Source organism: Pseudoalteromonas shioyasakiensis, assembly GCF_019134595.1.
In the GTDB taxonomy this organism is placed as follows: Bacteria; Pseudomonadota; Gammaproteobacteria; order Enterobacterales; family Alteromonadaceae; genus Pseudoalteromonas; species Pseudoalteromonas shioyasakiensis_A.
Genome location: NZ_CP077770.1, coordinates 1,312,504 through 1,330,922 on the forward strand (window position 1 = coordinate 1,312,504; position 18,419 = coordinate 1,330,922).

General features: G+C 41.3%; 17 protein-coding genes. 9 read left to right on the plus strand and 8 right to left on the minus strand.

Translation table 11 applies throughout. The features are described from left to right. Positions 1-31: 31 nt before the first annotated feature. Together rplS and tyrA are read left to right on the plus strand one after the other, a co-directional pair. A complete protein-coding gene (gene rplS, locus KQP93_RS06105; protein ID WP_054551733.1) occupies positions 32-391 on the plus strand; it encodes a 50S ribosomal protein L19 in 360 nt (119 codons plus the stop codon). Positions 392-656: 265 nt separating this feature from the next. After that, positions 657-1,790: a bifunctional chorismate mutase/prephenate dehydrogenase gene (tyrA, locus tag KQP93_RS06110; protein ID WP_217876347.1), complete on the plus strand. Its 1,134-nt coding sequence runs from the start codon at positions 657-659 to the stop codon at positions 1,788-1,790. 89 nt (positions 1,791-1,879) lie between these two features. On the opposite strand, the gene nhaB is transcribed toward tyrA, so the two are convergent. Next, the gene (gene nhaB, locus KQP93_RS06115) at positions 1,880-3,460 is read right to left on the minus strand and encodes a sodium/proton antiporter NhaB (RefSeq protein WP_217876348.1); all 1,581 of its coding nucleotides are present in this window, start codon (positions 3,458-3,460) and stop codon (positions 1,880-1,882) included. A gap of 233 nt (positions 3,461-3,693) precedes the next feature. Here nhaB and fadR point away from each other — a divergent pair, with 233 nt between their 5' ends. Then, positions 3,694-4,407: a fatty acid metabolism transcriptional regulator FadR gene (gene fadR / locus KQP93_RS06120; RefSeq protein WP_217876349.1), complete on the plus strand. Its 714-nt coding sequence runs from the start codon at positions 3,694-3,696 to the stop codon at positions 4,405-4,407. Positions 4,408-4,692: 285 nt separating this feature from the next. Then, positions 4,693-5,298, plus strand: coding sequence for a peroxiredoxin C (locus KQP93_RS06125; RefSeq protein WP_054561886.1), 606 nt, complete (start codon positions 4,693-4,695; stop codon positions 5,296-5,298). 68 nt (positions 5,299-5,366) lie between these two features. Here the strand turns inward: KQP93_RS06125 and KQP93_RS06130 are convergent, their stop codons facing one another. Both KQP93_RS06130 and smpB read right to left on the minus strand, forming a co-directional pair. Next, positions 5,367-7,892 (minus strand): TonB-dependent receptor, encoded by a 2,526-nt coding sequence (locus KQP93_RS06130; protein WP_254907738.1) that lies wholly within the window; start codon positions 7,890-7,892, stop codon positions 5,367-5,369. Positions 7,893-8,157: 265 nt separating this feature from the next. Further along, a complete protein-coding gene (gene smpB / locus KQP93_RS06135; RefSeq protein WP_217876351.1) occupies positions 8,158-8,637 on the minus strand; it encodes an SsrA-binding protein SmpB in 480 nt (159 codons plus the stop codon). Positions 8,638-8,770: 133 nt separating this feature from the next. On the opposite strand from smpB, the gene KQP93_RS06140 reads away from it, so the two are divergent. Together KQP93_RS06140 and KQP93_RS06145 are read left to right on the plus strand one after the other, a co-directional pair. Beyond that, the gene (locus tag KQP93_RS06140) at positions 8,771-9,211 is read left to right on the plus strand and encodes a type II toxin-antitoxin system RatA family toxin (protein WP_217876352.1); all 441 of its coding nucleotides are present in this window, start codon (positions 8,771-8,773) and stop codon (positions 9,209-9,211) included. Beyond that, positions 9,208-9,534, plus strand: coding sequence for an RnfH family protein (locus KQP93_RS06145; RefSeq protein ID WP_058585457.1), 327 nt, complete (start codon positions 9,208-9,210; stop codon positions 9,532-9,534). Before KQP93_RS06140 ends, KQP93_RS06145 begins: the two co-directional genes overlap by 4 nt. Positions 9,535-9,575: 41 nt before the next feature. On the opposite strand, the gene KQP93_RS06150 is transcribed toward KQP93_RS06145, so the two are convergent. Next, positions 9,576-9,938 (minus strand): outer membrane protein assembly factor BamE, encoded by a 363-nt coding sequence (locus KQP93_RS06150; protein WP_063528054.1) that lies wholly within the window; start codon positions 9,936-9,938, stop codon positions 9,576-9,578. 117 nt (positions 9,939-10,055) lie between these two features. On the opposite strand from KQP93_RS06150, the gene KQP93_RS06155 reads away from it, so the two are divergent. Then, the gene (locus KQP93_RS06155; RefSeq protein WP_062564301.1) at positions 10,056-10,373 is read left to right on the plus strand and encodes a GIY-YIG nuclease family protein; all 318 of its coding nucleotides are present in this window, start codon (positions 10,056-10,058) and stop codon (positions 10,371-10,373) included. On the opposite strand, the gene KQP93_RS06160 is transcribed toward KQP93_RS06155, so the two are convergent. From KQP93_RS06160 to ilvC, 4 genes are all read right to left on the minus strand, one after another. After that, positions 10,374-11,240, minus strand: a complete 867-nt coding sequence (locus tag KQP93_RS06160) for a M20/M25/M40 family metallo-hydrolase (protein ID WP_217876353.1) — start codon at positions 11,238-11,240, stop codon at positions 10,374-10,376. After that, positions 11,227-12,411: a tetratricopeptide repeat protein gene (locus tag KQP93_RS06165; protein ID WP_217876354.1), complete on the minus strand. Its 1,185-nt coding sequence runs from the start codon at positions 12,409-12,411 to the stop codon at positions 11,227-11,229. The genes KQP93_RS06160 and KQP93_RS06165 overlap by 14 nt, the downstream gene beginning before the upstream one ends. A gap of 84 nt (positions 12,412-12,495) precedes the next feature. Continuing rightward, positions 12,496-14,409: a methyl-accepting chemotaxis protein gene (locus KQP93_RS06170; RefSeq protein ID WP_217876355.1), complete on the minus strand. Its 1,914-nt coding sequence runs from the start codon at positions 14,407-14,409 to the stop codon at positions 12,496-12,498. A 144-nt stretch (positions 14,410-14,553) separates the two neighbouring features. Further along, positions 14,554-16,026, minus strand: coding sequence for a ketol-acid reductoisomerase (gene ilvC / locus KQP93_RS06175; protein WP_055020946.1), 1,473 nt, complete (start codon positions 16,024-16,026; stop codon positions 14,554-14,556). Positions 16,027-16,172: 146 nt separating this feature from the next. Here ilvC and ilvY point away from each other — a divergent pair, with 146 nt between their 5' ends. Together ilvY and KQP93_RS06185 are read left to right on the plus strand one after the other, a co-directional pair. Further along, positions 16,173-17,075: an HTH-type transcriptional activator IlvY gene (gene ilvY, locus KQP93_RS06180; protein WP_217876356.1), complete on the plus strand. Its 903-nt coding sequence runs from the start codon at positions 16,173-16,175 to the stop codon at positions 17,073-17,075. Positions 17,076-17,350: 275 nt separating this feature from the next. Continuing rightward, on the plus strand, positions 17,351-18,328 hold the full coding sequence (locus tag KQP93_RS06185) for a GGDEF domain-containing protein (protein WP_254907718.1): 978 nt from the start codon (positions 17,351-17,353) through the stop codon (positions 18,326-18,328). Positions 18,329-18,419 lie beyond the last annotated feature (91 nt).

Consider the following 18,419-nt stretch of genomic DNA (forward strand, 5'->3'; position numbering starts at 1 on the left):
GACAGTTACACCTAGGAAAGTGAGAAATATAATGGCAAAAGTAAACCAAAATATTATTAAAGCGCTTGAAGAAGAGCAGCTTAAAACAGACGTACCAGCATTCGGCGCTGGTGATACAGTAGTTGTACAGGTACGTGTAAAAGAAGGTAACAAAGAGCGTCTACAGGCCTTTGAAGGTGTTGTAATCGCTAAGCGTAATCGTGGTCTTCACTCAGCATTCACAGTTCGTAAAATCTCGAGCGGTGAAGGTGTTGAGCGTGTATTCCAAACGCACAGCCCTCTTATCGATAGTATCTCAGTTAAACGTCGCGGTGCAGTTCGCCGTGCGAAACTTTACTATCTACGTGAGCGTTCTGGTAAATCTGCACGTATTAGAGAAAAACTTAACTAATACGCGCTGTTTTACAACGCAAAATAAAACGGGTTGCAGCCTTAGGTTGCAACCCGTTTTGGTTTTTATACCACAAAAAAATTTTCCTTCCCTGAGAAATACCGAAATACTCCCTTCTAAATTATCTGTTATCCCTTTATAAGCTATGCTACATGCATGTTAGGGCTTTGTGCTTTGGCTGTTATCCTGTTACTATAATTTGTATTAAAAGCTTTACTTTTTTGTATATAAATATTTACGTTTTTAGGGTTTGAGGTGTAGTAACGTGGTAACAGTGAATGATCTAGCTGATTTAAGAGCAGGAATAGATGAATGTGATGCGCAATTGGTAGCATTACTGGCAAAGCGTAATGGGATTACAGAAAAAATAGGCGCAATTAAGCAACAAATCGGTGCACCATTACATGCCCCAGATCGCGAGGCTGACTTACTCGCGGCACGTCGTCAAGAAGCAATCGCACAAGGGGTTAACCCTGAATTAGTTGAGGACATCTTGCGACGTATGATGCGTGAAGCCTATCAGAATCAGCAAGGTAGCCTTGCTTGCGTTGCGCCTCAGTTATCACCCATTGTTATTGTGGGTGGTGAAGGTGCAATGGGCCAGCTCTTTGCACAACAGTTTACTCGTTCAGGTTATGAAGTTCGTATTTTAGATAAAGCACAGCAAGCACAAAGTGAAGCGATATTAAAAGGGGCAAAATTGGTTCTGGTCAGTGTGCCAATTAATGCCCTTGAACAAGTCGTCGCAGCGCTACCGACACTTGATGATGACTGTTTGCTGGTTGATATTACCTCTGTTAAGCAAAAACCTTTAAAAGCACTTATGGCGGCTCATAGCGGCCCGGTAGTTGGCTTACACCCCATGTTTGGTCCAGATATTTCGCACTGGGTAAAACAAACGGTTGTGGTGTGTGAAGGTCGAGATCATGAAGTCGCTAAAGGGTTAATGGCACAACTACAAGTTTGGGGCTGCCAAGTAGTTGAAATGGATGCTAAAAAGCACGATGAAGCAATGCAGATCATTCAGGTTATGCGCCACTTAACCACCTTTGTATATGGCCAGTTTCTTGCCAAGCAAAGCCATACACTCGCAGAGCTTCGCAGCTGCTCATCACCCATTTATCAATTAGAGTTAATGATGGTAGGGCGCTTATTTGCCCAATCGCCAGAGCTTTACTCTGACATCATGTTAGCGCAATTCGACGATGTAGAAGCACTGCTTGCCAACTACCAAGATACTTTTGCAGACACGCTCGAAAAGCTAAAAGCTGGGGATAAAGCATCATTGATTGCCGCATTTGCTGATGCGAAAGAGTACTTCTCTGATGCGACAGCGCATTTCTTAACGCAAAGTCGCAGCTTACTCAATAAAGCAAACGACGCGAAAGTACTTGATTAAACGGCTCTTATCTAGAAAAAAGAGCTCTATCAAAAAGCCCGCATCAAGCGGGCTTTTTAGTTTCAAATGTATTGCTTTAAATAATCGTTCTAATGACCACCTAATGAGCCAGGTAACGCACCGCTGTGGTGATTGATTAAGCCCCATTGATACAGTAAGTCAGTCATATCTGAAAGGCTGAATAAGGTCATGCTCAAGCCAACAATCGTCAGCACTATGGTATAAGGTAGCGCCATGTATACCATGCGTCCATAAGATAGTCGTAACACAGGGGCTAATGTTGATGTAAGCAAGAATAAGAAGGCAGCTTGTCCATTAGGAGTCGCAACACTTGGTAAATTAGTACCTGTGTTAATTGCCACAGCTAATAAATCAAACTGGTCACGGGTAATTTGACCTGCCTGTAATGCAGCAGCCACTTCATTGATATACACAGTACCCACGAAAACGTTATCGCTGACCATCGAAAGAATACCGTTGGCAATAAAGAACATCACCAGTTGCAGTTGACCTTCAAAGGTAAGTACCCATGCGATCACAGGTGTAAATAAATGCTGGTCGATAATAACTGCAACAATTGAGAAGAATACGCAAAGTAATGCTGTGAATGGTAGGGCTTCTTCAAATGCTTTACCTAATTGGTGCTCTTCAATAATACCGGCACTGGCTGTGGCAAAAATAATTACAGACAAACCAATTAAACCAACTGTGGCTAAGTGAAGGGCTAAGCCTATGATCAACCAAACAGCAATGAAAGCTTGAATAGTTAAGTTCACTTTGTCGCGTGTGGTGCGTTTTTTCTCTAGCTTTTTAGCATGATCCGATAAAATTGTGTGGATGGGGGCTGGGAGTTTTGCGCCGTAACCAAAGGCTTTGGTTTTTTCGAGTAAGAAGGTAGTGGCAATACCTGCAATCATAACGGGTAAAGTAATAGGCAACATTCGGAAGAAAAATTCGCCAAATAACCAGCCTGCACGCTCAGCAATGATCAAGTTCTGTGGCTCGCCTACCATAGTACATACACCGCCTAAGGCAGTACCAATTGATGCATGCATTAACAAGTTACGAAGAAAAGCACGAAACTCTTCAAGCTCTTGACGGTTTACAGGGCGAACTTGGTTATCGTCATTAATATCATGCTCGCTGCTAGAGTCTTTTCCTGATGCCACCTTGTGGTAAATACTGTAAAAGCCCATCGCGACAGCAATAACAACGGCCATCACCGTTAACGCATCTAAGAAAGCAGATAAAAAAGCCGCAGCAATCGTGAACGACAGCGACAATACGGTTTTACTTCGCACCGAAACAACCAGCTTTGTGAAGATATACAAAAGCAAGTCTTTCATAAAATAGATGCCGGCAACCATAAAGATAAGTAACAGGATCACATCGATATTCTGAACTATTTCATGTTCAACTTGGCCGGCGGTTGTCATGCCGATAAATAAGGCCTCAATTGCTAATAAGCCTCCCGGTTGTAGCGGGTAACATTTAAGTGCCATGGCGAGTGTAAAAATAAACTCTAGCACTAATACCCATCCTGCCAGATAAGGGTTAAGTTGAAATAACACCGGGTTGATTAGTAAAAACGCAATAATGGTGTATTTATACCACTGTGGCGAAGTCCCCAAAAAATTTTTAAATATTGCTGGTAAAACGCGCTGCTGCATGGCCGTACCTTTTAATAGTGCTGGTTGTTATTGTTAATAATTAGAAATTCAGTATATCGAAAGTATTGTTATTTGGCGTACTTTTAATCCAAAAGGTCATTTATTTAACTAGATCTTGTAGATTTTTATGCACTGCGGAGTTAGTTTACTTGTTAGTTGCTGATCATCTGGTACAATCAGTGAGTTGAACACCAAATGCGGTAAAAGTAGTTGCTAACTCAAGTGGAAATTGGATGAGAATTTTTAAAGCGAAAAGCCCAGCAGGTTTTGCTGAAGAATACATTGTTGAATCTATTTGGAATGGTGACTTTCCGCCTGGCTCAATTCTTCCTGCTGAACGTGAATTGTCAGAGCTGATTGGTGTAACACGTACAACTTTACGTGAAGTACTTCAGCGTCTAGCCCGTGATGGCTGGCTAACGATTCAACACGGTAAACCTACCCGTGTAAATAACTTCTGGGAAACCTCGGGTCTTAACATTCTAGAGACGCTAGCACGTCTTGATGAAGACAAAATGCCAGAGCTTACAGACCAATTACTTTCTGCTCGTACTAATATCAGCGCAATCTATACCCGTGCGGCTATTAAGCTTGCCCCAGAGCGTGTAATTGAAATTTTATCGCAAAGTGAAGAACTTGAAGACAGTGCTCAAGCATTTGCTGATTACGATTATAAAGTACACCATGAATTAGCGGTAGCGGGTAATAACCGCATTTACGTGCTTATCTTAAACGGCTTTAAAGGCTTTTACTCAAAAATTGGCTGCCACTACTTCTCTGATTCTCGTACTCGTGAATTAGCGCGTCAGTTTTATAAAGATCTAACAGTACTTGCTGAGCGTCGTGAACATGACGGTGCGATTTCTATGATGCGTAGATATGGTCATCAAACAGGTGAAATCTGGCAGCAAATCCGTGGTGACATGCCAGAAGATATCATGGACTAAGTGTCCTTATTGATATTTCATTTAAGAACCCAGCTAAAAGCTGGGTTTTTTGTGTTTAGTGGGTCAATTTGCACATTAATATAGAGTTATCTCAATCCCCGTTTATTGCGAATCAATTTTTCCGATTAAGCATATCGTTTTTTTCGATTGTTCATTTGTCTGTAACCTCATTACACTATCTTGCAAATTATCAATACTTACTCTTGGTTTTTGATTTTTAGTAACCATATCTAAGTGAGTATTGCATAGGCAATTGGAAATAAACTCAAATATTTGGAGATAAAAATGGGTGTATTAGTTGGCCGTCAGGCACCAGACTTTACTGCAGCAGCTGTTCTTGGTAACGGTGAAATCGTTGAAAACTTCAACCTAAAAGAAACTATCAAAGGTAAAAAAGCAGTTATCTTCTTTTACCCGTTAGACTTCACTTTCGTTTGTCCTTCAGAGCTAATCGCTTTCGACAAGCGTTTTGAAGAATTCCAAAAGCGTGGCGTTGAAGTAATCGGTGTATCTATCGATTCACAATTCTCACACAATGCATGGCGTAACACTGCCGTTGCTGACGGTGGTATTGGTCAAGTTAAATATGCACTAGTTGCAGACGTTAAACACGAAATCTGTCAAGCATACGACGTTGAGCATCCAGAAGCAGGTGTTGCTTTCCGTGGTTCTTTCCTAATCGACGAAGAAGGTAACGTACGTCACCAAGTAGTTAACGACCTTCCACTAGGCCGTAACATCGACGAAATGATCCGCATGGTTGACGCGCTAGCGTTCCACAGCGAGCACGGTGAAGTATGTCCAGCTGGTTGGACTGAAGGCAAAAAAGGTATGGACGCAAGCCCTGCTGGTGTTGCTAAGTTCCTTTCTGAAAACGAAGGCGACCTATAATCTAGGCCTTAGTTAAAGAATTAAAAAACCCGCCAATTGGCGGGTTTTTGTTTTTAAGCTCAACGAGATTAGTTAAAGCGCATTGTTAGCTTAGTATAGAAATAACGACCACGTGGGTTATGTACGCTTGATACATAGCCGTATAAGTCGCCATCACCATCACCGATTGCAAACGGAGGATCTTCATCAAACACGTTATTCACACCTACAGAAAGTTTGATTTTATCTGAGAAGTTATACGCAGTTTGTAAATCAACCAGCGTTTGTGAATCAACCATTCGTGATGTGTTGCTATCAAAGTCTAAATTACCATCAAAGTCGATATCTGGCGTATCTTCAAACTCGCCAGTGTAACTAACATTCACATTAGTGTTGAAGTCACCCATCTCCCAGTTTGTTGAGAAAATCCAACGGTTTTCAGGGTAACGGTACTCGCCAGTGTAATCGCGGCCATCTTTCTTAAATTCGTTTTGGTAAGCCCATTCTAAATTGAACTTTAAGAAGCCGTAATCGTTCATCGCATGCGTGTAGTTAGCCGATACATCGACACCCGATACTTCTTGTGATGAGACGTTTTCAAAGGTGCTGTAAACTTTTTGGATTACACCTAAACTCTGACCATTTTGTGGTGCTAAACGCACACACACAGTGCTGTTTTGGTCATTACAGTTGTTATCATAGATAGGGCCGAACTCTTGCTCGTCAATCTTATTATCTTGTGTAATGCTCCATACATCGACTCCAAAACCAAATTCAGCGGTAGGTGCCCAGATGAAGCCGACATTCCATGACTCTGATTCTTCAGCTTCAAGGTTAGGGTTACCCGCAAATTGAATGTTGTAATCAAGAGCATTACAATCCTGTCCCGTTGCCTGACAACGATAAGTATCTACAAAGAACTGACTTTCTTCCGACGGACCTAAACCAATTTGTGCTAGTGAAGGCGCGCGGAAACCTTGAGCCCATGAGCCACGAACAGTGATTGAATCTGTAGGTGCCCAGCGAACAGCTACTTTAGGGTTTGTTGTTGAGCCAAAATCGCTGTAGTCATCATAACGACCTGCTAATTGCAGCTCTAAGTTATCAGCGAGCGGAATTGAAAACTCAATATAAGCTGCATATTGGTCGCGTTCAGCAGCGGCTGATACAGATTCAGTACCAAAGATTAAACCACGTTGGAATTGGTCGTCTGGAATATCGCTCACATCTTCTTCACGGTATTCAATACCTGCAGCCATCATCACCACATCATCGCCAAAGCTGAATGCTTCACCACTGATATTTGCATCAAATGAAGTCATATGAGACTCACCACGGCGCACTAAGCTTGTCGTGATACGGTCAATAACTGCTTGGTCATTATAGGTGCCACCAAATGGGTTATAGTTACCCGCGTCAATTTCTTGTTGTAAGAAATCAGTGCGCACCCAACCTTGGCTTCTGTCACCGGTTTGCATTGATTTACTGCGACCTTTTTGAACTGCGGCTTCCCAGCTCCAGTCACTGATCTCACCTTTTAGGCCCGCAACAAAACGCAGCGTATCTGATTCAATATCCCATTGACGCGGGCCGGCATCTACGGTTCTGTAGCGACCAATCTCGATATCTTGGCCAAACGGGTTGTTAGGGTGATTTGCTGGCACTGTAAGGCCTGCATCTTCATCAAGAGGAGTAGGGGCGCCTGCAGCTTGCGACGTATTGTGTTGTACTGCAATCTCTAAGAAGGCTGAAATACCATTGTCAAAGTTATATTCAAATTGTGAGATAGCACCGACACGCTCAGATGCAGGGGTTACGTAACCATACGGGCCGTAGTCAAATAAGCAGCTGCCACTTGCAGTTGCATTTTCCGCCGGACAGGCCGGATCAATGGTTTTTTCGCCATCTACATAAAAGTAGCCAGGGAAACCGCGCGATGAACGGAAATCCATACCACCGTATGGTTCTTGGTTTGCTGTGCCTAAACGGCCCATTTCATCAGAAGAGAGTGCGGTGTTGTTAAAGTAATCAATAATAATTGATGCGCTGCTTTTTTCTGTACTGGTACCCCAAACTAGGCTTGCTGTTTTTTCTTCGTAGTTAGGATCGTCAGTGCCACCATATCCAAGGTTTACTTCTAGGCCGTTAATATCTTTCTTTAAGATAATATTAACTACACCTGCAACCGCATCAGAGCCATAAATAGCTGATGCGCCATCCTTTAAAATATCGATACGCTCAATCGCAGAGACAGGAATTGAGTTGATATCAACAAACGAATTAGTAATGCTTTCAGCAAAGGCGCTAATAGATACACGACGGCCATTAATAAGTACCAATGTTGCGTCTGAGCCTAAGCCTCGAAGGCTGACTGCTGCAGCACCATTAGCTGTAGAGTCTTGGTTATTACCGCGAGTAGAGAAAGTACCATTACCTGCAACTGGCATACGTTCTAATAGTTGTTGTAGGTTGTCGTAGCCCATGTTATCGATGTCTGCACGACTGATTGATTGAACCGGTGATGGCCCTTCAATATCTGAGCGCTTAATGCGAGAACCTGTAACTTCAATACGCTCGACCTTTTCAGCTCCGTCTGACTCTGCAGCAGCAGACATAAAACTTGTGCCAGCTAATGCGGCAACTGTAAATGCATAGAGAGGTCGTTGTATAAAGCGGTGGGTGTTCTTCATATATTTCAATCCTTGTATAATTGTGAAAGTGTTGTGAATTAATCACGACAAAGATTGATACCATGTAAATGGTTGAGAATGAAATAGCAAAAAAGTATGGGTTTATTAAGGGGTTAAAGTTCTTAAGTGGGGAAAGTTAGGGCTGGTAAGGGGTACGAGCCTACCAAAAAGGTTAGGCTCATTTCATAAATTAAGCTTTATGTTTCATCAGGCGTTCTTTTTCACGCGCCCAATCTTTATTTTTTCCGTCTTCACGTTTGTCGTGCATCTTTTTACCTTTAGCAAGGTGGAACTCCAACTTCACCCAGCATTTTTTCCAGTACATAGCAGTCGCGATTAATGAAAAACCATCGCGTTCTGTAGCACCGATAAGACGATCGATTTCACGCTTATTTAAAAGTAACTTACGATAACGAAGAGGATCGCAAATTACGTGAGTAGAAGCACTATTGAGTGGCTGAATTTGACTGCCAAGTAAAAATGCTTCGCCGTTTTTAATATGAATATAAGTCTCAGAGATGTTTACTTTACCAGCTCGGATACTTTTTACTTCCCAGCCCTGTAGTTCAACACCTGCTTCGAACTTATCGTGTAAAAAATACTCATGACGCGCTTTTTTGTTAAGCGCGATGGTATTAGTTGTCGATTTAGATGATTTTTTCTTAGCCATAGTGGCTCATATTATACGTAAAAACAGCGTTTTTACATCGCTTTTTTAAGGCTTTGCAAATATTTTCGTGTTACTAAAATTTGGGGAAACAGCCAAAGCTTGCTAAAATTCGCCGACAAAGTTGGGAGTGAATATGCCGCAAATAGAAAAAAGTGCGCTGGTAATGTACAGCAGCAAAGAAATGTTTGATTTAGTGAATGATGTTGATGCTTATCCAGAGTTTTTACCACATTGTTCAGATGCTAAAATCGTTACACAACAAGCCAGTGGCATGACGGCCAGTTTAGAGATCTCAAAAGCGGGTTTAAAAAAGTGGTTCACTACCGAAAATACCTTTATTGATGAGCAAACTGTTGCGCTACGCTTAGTCGATGGTCCATTTAAAAAGTTGCAAGGCAAATGGCACTTTTTACCGCTGGACGATAAAGCATGTAAAGTTCAGCTTCACCTTGAGTTTGAATTTGCTAGTAAACTTATTGAGATGGCTTTCGGAAAAGTATTTAACGAAGTCGCTAAGAACATGGTTTATGCATTTACACAACGTGCTAAAACTGTATATGGAGTTCGCCCATGATCACTGTTGAAGTGGTTTTTGCCTTACCAACAACGGCAACCAGTTTGCTGGTAGAAGTGCCAGTAGGCACTACAGCTGAGCAAGCGGTGATTAAGTCAGGTATTATTGATAAGTGCCCTGAAATAGACGCAAATAACCTAACGCTTGGGATTTGGAATCGTACTTGTAAACTGCATCAAGAAGTAAAAGATGGCGATCGCATAGAAATCTATCGACCGCTTATTGCTGATCCAAAGGATGCACGCAGACGCCGGGCTGAAAAAGCCAAAGAAGAGGGCCGTGCTAATAAAATTACAGGTGGGCGTCCGCTTAATAAGGCATAAAAAAGGGTAGCTTAGGCTACCCTTAATAATTTGCGCTGCTATTACTCTTGTTCAAGCGGCGTATTAAATTCGCTTGGTTGTTCATAGTCACCCGATAACGAAACTAGCTTATCGTTTTCAAAGTTAATAGTGAGTGACTTACGTTGCTCGTTACTGCGACCAATATTGAATACGTACAGGTAGTGCCAGGTATTTTTATCAAATGAGTCTTCAGCTACTGGCTTGCCTAGTACATATAGTACTTGCTCGCGAGTCATATTTACACGAAGCTTATCTACATCTGACTGCTCTAAGAAGTTACCTTGAGGAATGTTGATTCGGTAAACCCAGCTTGAACACCCTGCTGTAGCACTTAAAGTAAGGGTAAGTACTAACCAAAAAGAAAAAGTTTTAAACGACTGCATTATTTGTTTGAATCCTTATTTTTTATACACTGCATGATACCGATTAGTCACAGAAGGTAAAACCCTTTTCAGTAATTGTTTTTACTGAAATGCGATTAACAATCACGAGGCACAGATTTGACCACAGCAAACCCAGAAAGTTTACAGCAGCCTATAAAAAACAACGAAAATTCAGAGGCTCTGTGGCATTTGTATATAGTGCAAACACGTTTAGGTCACTGGTACACTGGGATCAGCACCAATGTTGAAAAGCGTTTTATGCAGCATCAAGCGGGAAAAGGGGCTAAAAACCTTAAAGGCAAGGGGCCTTTAACACTTATCTATCAACAGCAGGTAGGTAATCGTAGTGAAGCAACTAAACTTGAAATAAGCGTAAAAAAGCTCAGCAAAGCACAAAAAAGGCAGTTTGTTTTAACCTCTGAACTACCCAAATAGCTAACTTGGAAGCTTTTCAATAAATAGGGCTATCTTCGCCATGGCATATTCGAACAATGTAAAGTCAATGTGCGCCGCTGTGTCAGTGCTTTGATGATGATGTTTATCGTGTCCGATGCCAAAATAAATATAAGGGATCCCGGCTTTAGCGAATGAATAATGGTCACTTGCTCTGCGCCAATCAACGTTGAGATCAAATAATCGATTCAGCCTCGCTGACGAGCTAGTTGCCATAAAGGTGAGCTGCTCATCTGATAGGACTTTAATCTCAGCTTGATATTGCGCTAATGATTGCTTATCTAAAAACGCATAGATACGCGGTTTTCGTGGGTTCACAACGAGCATATCTAAATTAATATTAAGTTTGATTTCGTCTTTATTAAGTGTCGATACCAAGTACTCGCTACCATGTAGGCCATTTTCTTCTGCATCTGTTGCAACAAAAACTAATTGATAGGGCTGGGGGCTTTGTGCAAAGTGCTTAGCTAAATAAAGTAAAGCAGCAACGCCGCTGGCATTGTCATTAGCACCAGGATAAAGCCGACTGCCTTTTTGCCCTAGGTGATCATAGTGGGCAGTAAAAATAACTTTTTTACAGTTTTCACAGCGGCTATTTTGGGACGCAATAATGTTCCGTCCAGTAGCCTTGCCAAAGAATCCTGATTGATAAGTAAAACCTTGTTCATTAACCGAATAGCCAAGTGCTACAAAGCGCCCTACTATGAAGTCGGCGGCTAATTTCGCGCCCTCGGTATTCGTTTTTCGCCCAGCAAATTGAGCCGATGTTAGCGTTATGATGTCGTGTTCTAAGTCTGTATTGGCAAATGCTTGCCCAGTGCTTATCAGTACAGCACTAGCGGTAATCAATAAGCTTTGCAGTATGCGAGCGAAGCGCTTGTAATTTACTCTCGTAACGCTGTTTATCATGATCAAAGTCTGCTTTATTGTTAGCCATAGTTAAATACTTTTTAGCCAGCTTTAAGTCACCTAATTGGTAGTAGGTTCTCGCTAAACCAAAATCAGTATCATGCAGGGTTGGATTTAAGTCACGGGCTTTTTTGTAGTGCTTTATGGCATCTTGGTAACGGGCGGTTGTATAGGCATCATTACCTAAAGAAATATGGTAATACGGGTTTGCTTGGCGTTTATTATCAAGCTTGGCTAATATAGCTTGACCTTGCTCTTTACGATCGGTCAGGTTATAGAGTCTTGCTAAATTGCCTAATGCGGTATTGTTGTCTGGATCTAAACTAATCGCGTATTGGTAAGCTGTTTCAGCACGTTGATAGTCACTCGTTAATCTGAATAACACCCCAAGGTTGCCCCATGCACCTGAGTAGTTGCTATCAATATCAACTGCCGCTTTGTAATAGCTAAAAGCAGTATCATAATCATGTTTTAGCATCGCAGCAGCGCCTTTATTGTTATAAAACATTGCTGTGATGCGGGCTTTATTAATGTTGCTGGTTTTAAATACTTCTTGGCGGCTGTTAGGGTCAAAGTCTATCACTAAAGAGCGTTCTTCTGGGTAAATGACTTTTCTATTTACCACGAGCTTTTGAGCCTCACTTACTTTTAAGTTGATATGGCCAGTGAGTAAATTAAAGCCATTATCAAGTGCCCAATATTCTGGAATATGCACTTTTTGAAATTGTCCTTCAAGGCCAAGGTAGTCAGCAAGGCTATAGGCTAAAATCGATAACGATAAACAGTTGGCGTTTAAATTTGAATATGCCTGACTAGCCGTCAAGGTCGCACCAGATTGATAAGATAAAGACGAATCACCATTTTGTAACAGGAACTTCAGTAAACGTTTAGTGCTTTGCAATGAACGGCTGTCTTTTGGGAAAGCACTATCAAGTTGCTCTTTTACATGTTCGCTTAATGCAAAAATCTCTTGTTGAGTTTCAACTGGGGCTTGAGTAAACGTATTACTTTGCGTCAAAGCAAGTGGTGGGGGAGCGGTGTTCTTTTCTGTACTACTACACGCTGTTAATAAGCAAAAGCTTGAGGCTAAAACAATGCTAGGTAATTTCATCTGACCCTCTTAATTCTTGGCCTAATACCATTTAAGTATAGGCCGTGAATGAAAAAGGGTCAGGGTTAACTGTTACAAAACGTGTCAGCGTTTATCAAACGTCGCAACAAGGTCATCAAGAGTTTGTGCACTGTTTGCTAAGTCTTTGATTGCTTGTTCACTATCAATTTGTTCACGCATGACGTTGTCACTAATATCACTTATTTGCTCAATATTACGACCCACATCTGCCACTACATTACTTTGCTCTTCGGTCGCAGTTGCTATTAAGGTTGCCATATCGTTTATTTCATTGGCAGCATCGTTAATGGCATTTAGTAATTCAACAGAGCTCTGCATTGCATCAACGCTTAATTGAGCTTGAGATTTTGAGTGGTTGATGTGATTAACCACTAAATCAGACGTGTTCGTTAGCTCACTGATCATCGTTTGAATTTCAGTTGTTGATTGTGAAGTGCGATTTGCAAGCGCTCTTACTTCATCCGCTACAACTGCAAAGCCTCGGCCGTGCTCACCGGCACGTGCAGACTCAATCGCTGCGTTGAGTGCTAACAAATTGGTTTGCTCCGAAATCCCTCTAATAGAGTCAACAATACTTGCGATAGCTTGTGTTTTATTTGCCAACTCGTTTACTTGCTCGGTGATATTATCGATATCACATGCCAGCTCTATTATCGCTTCTTTACTTTGCGTTACCTGAGTATGGCTTTGTTCAGTGTTCTGCTTACTATTCTCAGTGAGCTTAGCGGTGTTAGCTGCGCTTGAGGCAATTTCTTGCACAGTCGCACCCATTTCATTAATTGCCGCAGCAACAGAGATAGTTTGCTCTTTTTGATTATCAAGCGCTACTGAGTTCTTTTGTGCTTGCTGAAACACATGATCAGCGCTTTGTCTGATTTCACTACTTTCTTGAGCAACTTGGCTAATTGCAGTTTCAATCTTAGAGATAAACTGGTTAAAGCCTGCAGATAGGTTAGCAAGTTCAGGTTGCTCAGAGTCAGGAAGTCTATATGCTAAATTAGCATCACCAGAGCCTAAACGGGTGAATAACTCAGCCATTTTCGACAGCGGCGATGAAAGCGTACGTGCAAGCACTAAACCAGCAAAACTTGCGATTAGCGCAATGACAATTGCAAAGCTGATGATTTGCCATTGTAAAACCTGAATACTCGAAAATACTTCGTGCTTAGGCACTTGGGCAATAACAAATAAATCGGTGTTTTTAATAGGGCTTGCTGCCACTAAGGTTGCTTCACCGTTAAGATCAATTTCTTGTAAATTGAAGTCGCTTTGCGTTAGCAGAGTACGCGTGATGCCCGTTTTATAAACGTCATCCAATTTAGCTTTAGCGACTTTATTCTCATCTTTATGCAGTTGAATGAGGCCGTTTTTATCTGCAACAAATACAAAACCGGTTTCTTCGATTTGGAAGCGTTTCAGCATTGCCTGCATATCGTCAATGCTTTTAGCAAGGCCTGCTAAACCAATGCCGTTGGTTTGCTGGTGGTTTACAAACATTTTCACATCAGTCGGCGACTCTTGATAGATACTGATAGAAAAAGGCTGTGCGGTGTTTGTAAACGCAAAAAACCAACCATCTTGCTCTTGCGTTAAAACGCGCAAAAAGCCGTCTTGGTTCCAATATTGTGCAGTTTCACGATTAGCCCACGAAGCGGTTGCTAAATCGTATTGCTTAACAAGGCGGTTAAGTTCTTTTAGCAGTGTTTTATCATCAGTATTGCCTGAACGCGCCCACTCTAATACAAATTCGTTACTAGAGAGTTGCTCAGCTGCACTGATCATTTGATTTATATCGTGAGTAATATAATTATCAATTGCTTGTAGTTTGCTAGGTAGTTCAGATTCTATCATTCGTTTTTCGATGATTTGTTTTGCACTGTATATCGCTGTTGCGCCTATTAACGCAGCAACAATGAGAGCAATTGAACTGCCAAGCAGTGTGATTTTTTTAGTAATGGTGAGTTGATTTAACGCCATGAAAGTGTCTTAGTTTACAACATTTAAGTCAGTAATTTTAGCATACACTTTACAGATGACGAATCAATGTAGGGACAAAAAAAAAGCCCAAAGCATATAAGCAATTGGGCTTGGTTTCTAACAAGCGAAACTTACTTTCCAGGGTTAAACAATTTTCTTCATTGCTGACATGTAACCACGTAGCTTGCTACCAATGATTTCAACCGGGTGCTCGCGTAGTGCTTTATTCACGGCAATCAAGGTTTGGTTATCAACCTGGTTGCTTGCACTATCAAGACCTTTACCAATCACATCTGTATCGATGCCTTTCATAAAGTCTTGTAGCAGCGGTAAACACGCGTGGTTGTATAAGTAACAGCCATACTCTGCAGTATCTGAAATAGTTCGGTTCATTTCGAAAAGCTTCTTACGAGCAATGGTGTTTGCGATAAGCGGCGTTTCGTGTAGTGATTCATAGTAAGCAGATTCAGCGATGATACCTGCCGCAGTCATGGTTTCGAAGGCAAGCTCAACACCTGCTTTAACCATTGCAACCATTAAAATACCTTGGTCGAAGAATGCTTGCTCGCTGATCTCTTGGTCGGTATTTTGTTGCTTTTCGAATGCAGTTTCGGCAGTTTCTGCGCGCCATGCTAGTAATTTTGCGTCATCTTCAGCCCAGTCAGCCATCATACCGCGTGAGAATTCGCCGCTGATGATATCGTCCATGTGCTTGTTATAAAGCGGGCGCATAATAGTTTTAAGCTCTTCACTTAATTCGAACGCTTTCACTTTTGCTGGGTTTGATAAGCGGTCAAGCATATTAGTCACACCACCATACTTAAGCGCTTCAGTAATTACTTCCCAACCGTACTGGATTAGTTTTGATGCGTAACTTGCGTCAATGCCTTTTTCGACCATTTTATCGAAGCAAAGTAGTGAACCTGTTTGTAACATGCCGCACAGAATCGTTTGCTCACCCATTAAGTCAGATTTAACTTCTGCAATAAATGATGATTTTAATACACCTGCACGATGACCACCGGTCCCTGCTGCATACGCTTTTGCTTGCGCTAAACCATGACCTTGAGGGTCGTTCTCTGGGTGAACCGCAATTAATGTTGGTACACCAAAACCACGTTTGTACTCTTCACGTACTTCTGAACCAGGGCACTTAGGTGCAACCATGATAACTGTTAAGTCTTCACGGATTTGCATGCCTTCTTCAACAATGTTGAAGCCGTGTGAATAAGCAAGTGTTGCACCTTGTTTCATTAACGGCATGATGGCAGTTACAACAGCCGTATGTTGTTTATCAGGCGTTAGGTTTAATACAACATCTGCTGTTGGGATAAGCTCTTCATATGTGCCTACAGTAAAACCATTTTCAGATGCGTTTAAGAAAGATTGACGACGCTCAGCAATCGCTGATTCACGAAGTGTGTAAGAAACATCTAAACCTGAATCACGTAAATTTAAACCTTGGTTAAGGCCTTGTGCGCCACAACCGACAATAACGAGTTTTTTTCCTTTTAAAGCGTCTACACCATCAGCAAACTCTGCTGGATCCATAAATTCACACTGCGCTAATTGCGCTAACTGCTCTCTTAAAGGAAGAGTATTAAAATAATTCGCCATTGTTAGTGTCCTATAAATACAATTTTGTTAGAAAATCAAAGAACCGACGTAGTGTTCTTTGTATGTGTTAACACTATGCAATTTTTTACCTTGCGTAAAATGATATATTTGAATTAAAGTATTTCATAAAATGAAATGGTAGCGATATGGATCACAAACATCTTAATTACTTTTTGGCGTTAGCTAAGACCCTGCACTTTGCCAGAGCCAGTGAGCTCTGCCATATCAGTGCGCCAACTTTGAGCCGTAACATCAAGCAACTAGAAGAAGAAGTTGGGGTAGTGCTGTTTAATCGGGATAATCGCACCGTAAAATTAACCCGCGAAGGTGAGTCATTTATTGAGTACGCTAATGCGACGCTTGCTAACTGGCATCGTTTTAAGGCTAATGTGCAAGAGCCGCAACAGCATGTTTATGGCAATGTCAGTATTTATTGCTCAGTAACAGCTTCGTATAGCTTTTTACACCAAATACTCGAGCAACTGCGAATGCAACATCCATATATTGAAATTACCCTCAATACCGGTGATCCTGCTCTTGCAATAAATCGTGTTTTAGATGGCCATGAAGATATGGCAATTGCTGCAAAACCTATGAAGTTGCCGGGGCAAATTGCCTTTACCAGTGTAGGTTACTCACCATTAGTTCTGATAGCACCAAAAATAGCATGCCCGATCAGCGAAAAGCTTTATGCCAATGAACAAATTGATTGGTCAGATTTAGAATTTATCGTTGCTGAGCAGGGGTTATCAAGGCAGCGCCTTGAACAGTGGTGGCGTAAAAAGAATATCCATGGCCGAATATATGCGCAGGTTGCAGGCCATGAAGCCATGGTTTCTATGGTGAGTTTAGGTTTAGGTATTGCCATGGTGCCAAAAATTGTACTGGATAACAGCCCGCTCAAAGATAAAGTACAAATAGTGAGTGATGCAGAGCAGACTATTGCAGGATTTGAAATTGGTCTAGCTGTTTTAAATAAAGAGCGGCATGATCCGGCACTCAACGCCATTTGGAGTATTGCTCAATCGCTTACTCAGCAAGCAATTTAGCTTAAAATATAGAGGCTACGACTTTACTGCTAACTATATTATGTTGATACAAATGGTTTATTTTGTTAGTTATTTAGTATTGGTTTTTGTTAAAAGTTTTCGTGTTTTTTGCTGGTTTTACACCGCTAAAATCCTTTTTCATTGATTTTTCTTTTTGTGTTGTTAACTTAATTTAAATAATAAAATTTTCATGGCCTAGACTCATGATACTCTCAGCGCAAGCCGAACATTCTTTAAGCTACTCGAGCCATTGTTTAAAGCTCGCAATTCCTCTAATGGTAAAGTACAAAATGCCAATCACTCCGCTTAATTATGCGCTTTGGTATTGTTATGTTAGCGAAAAGAATCAAGACTTAAACGAAGAGCTTGATAGTATTATTAAAAAACACAATACCTGTAGCCATGAGCAGGCAAAGCATCTTTTCAACAAGTATTTATCTCGGGACGACTTGGCATTATTTTATCAGCTATCTGGCGGGTTTAATGATGTTGTTGGTAAAGTGCATCAAGATATCAATGAAGCCATTAATTACTCAGCTGAATTTAATCAGGCCTTACAAGAGTGCCGTGACACACTAACTAGTGCAGATATAAGTCAGGAAAGCGGCTTTGATGATGTACTTGACTGTGTAGAGCGCTTAAGTGACGAGTCGGCGGCTTTGCAAAGTCGTGCACAAGATTTTCAAAATCAGCTTGCGCTGGCTTACTCTGAAATTACAGAATTAAAACAAGAGCTTGTTAGGTCTAGAAGTAAAGCCGAAAAAGACCCACTTACAGGGCTTTATAATCGCGGTAAATTTGATGAAGATATCACGCGGTTTTGTCAAACCAATGACCTAGCAGAAGTCGCTGTCCTTACTATGGTCGATATCGATCACTTTAAACAATTTAACGACACCTTTGGTCATCAAAAAGGGGATCAAGTTTTGCGTGCAGTTTCTGCAAAACTACTTAAACATGTATCTAGTGTTGGTCAGGCCTATCGTTATGGTGGTGAAGAGTTTTGCTTCACCGCACAGTTTGCCAGTATTAGTGACATGACTAACTTCACTCAGCAACTACGTCAAGCTGTAACCAAATTACAAATCAAAGACCCTAAATCTAATAAGGTGTTAAGCCAAGTAACAGCTAGTTTTGGTATTGCTATAAAAGCTAAAACTAGTAATCCAGAACAACTCATAGCAAAAGCCGATAAAGCGCTCTATTTAGCCAAAGAGCATGGTCGAAATCGTATCGAAATCGTCGAAGAGTAACAAACTTAATCGATATATGTATCAAATTTGTGAATAGTTGTAACCTTGCAACGACAGTTTGTTCACATCTTGATATTATGCTCTTATTGCA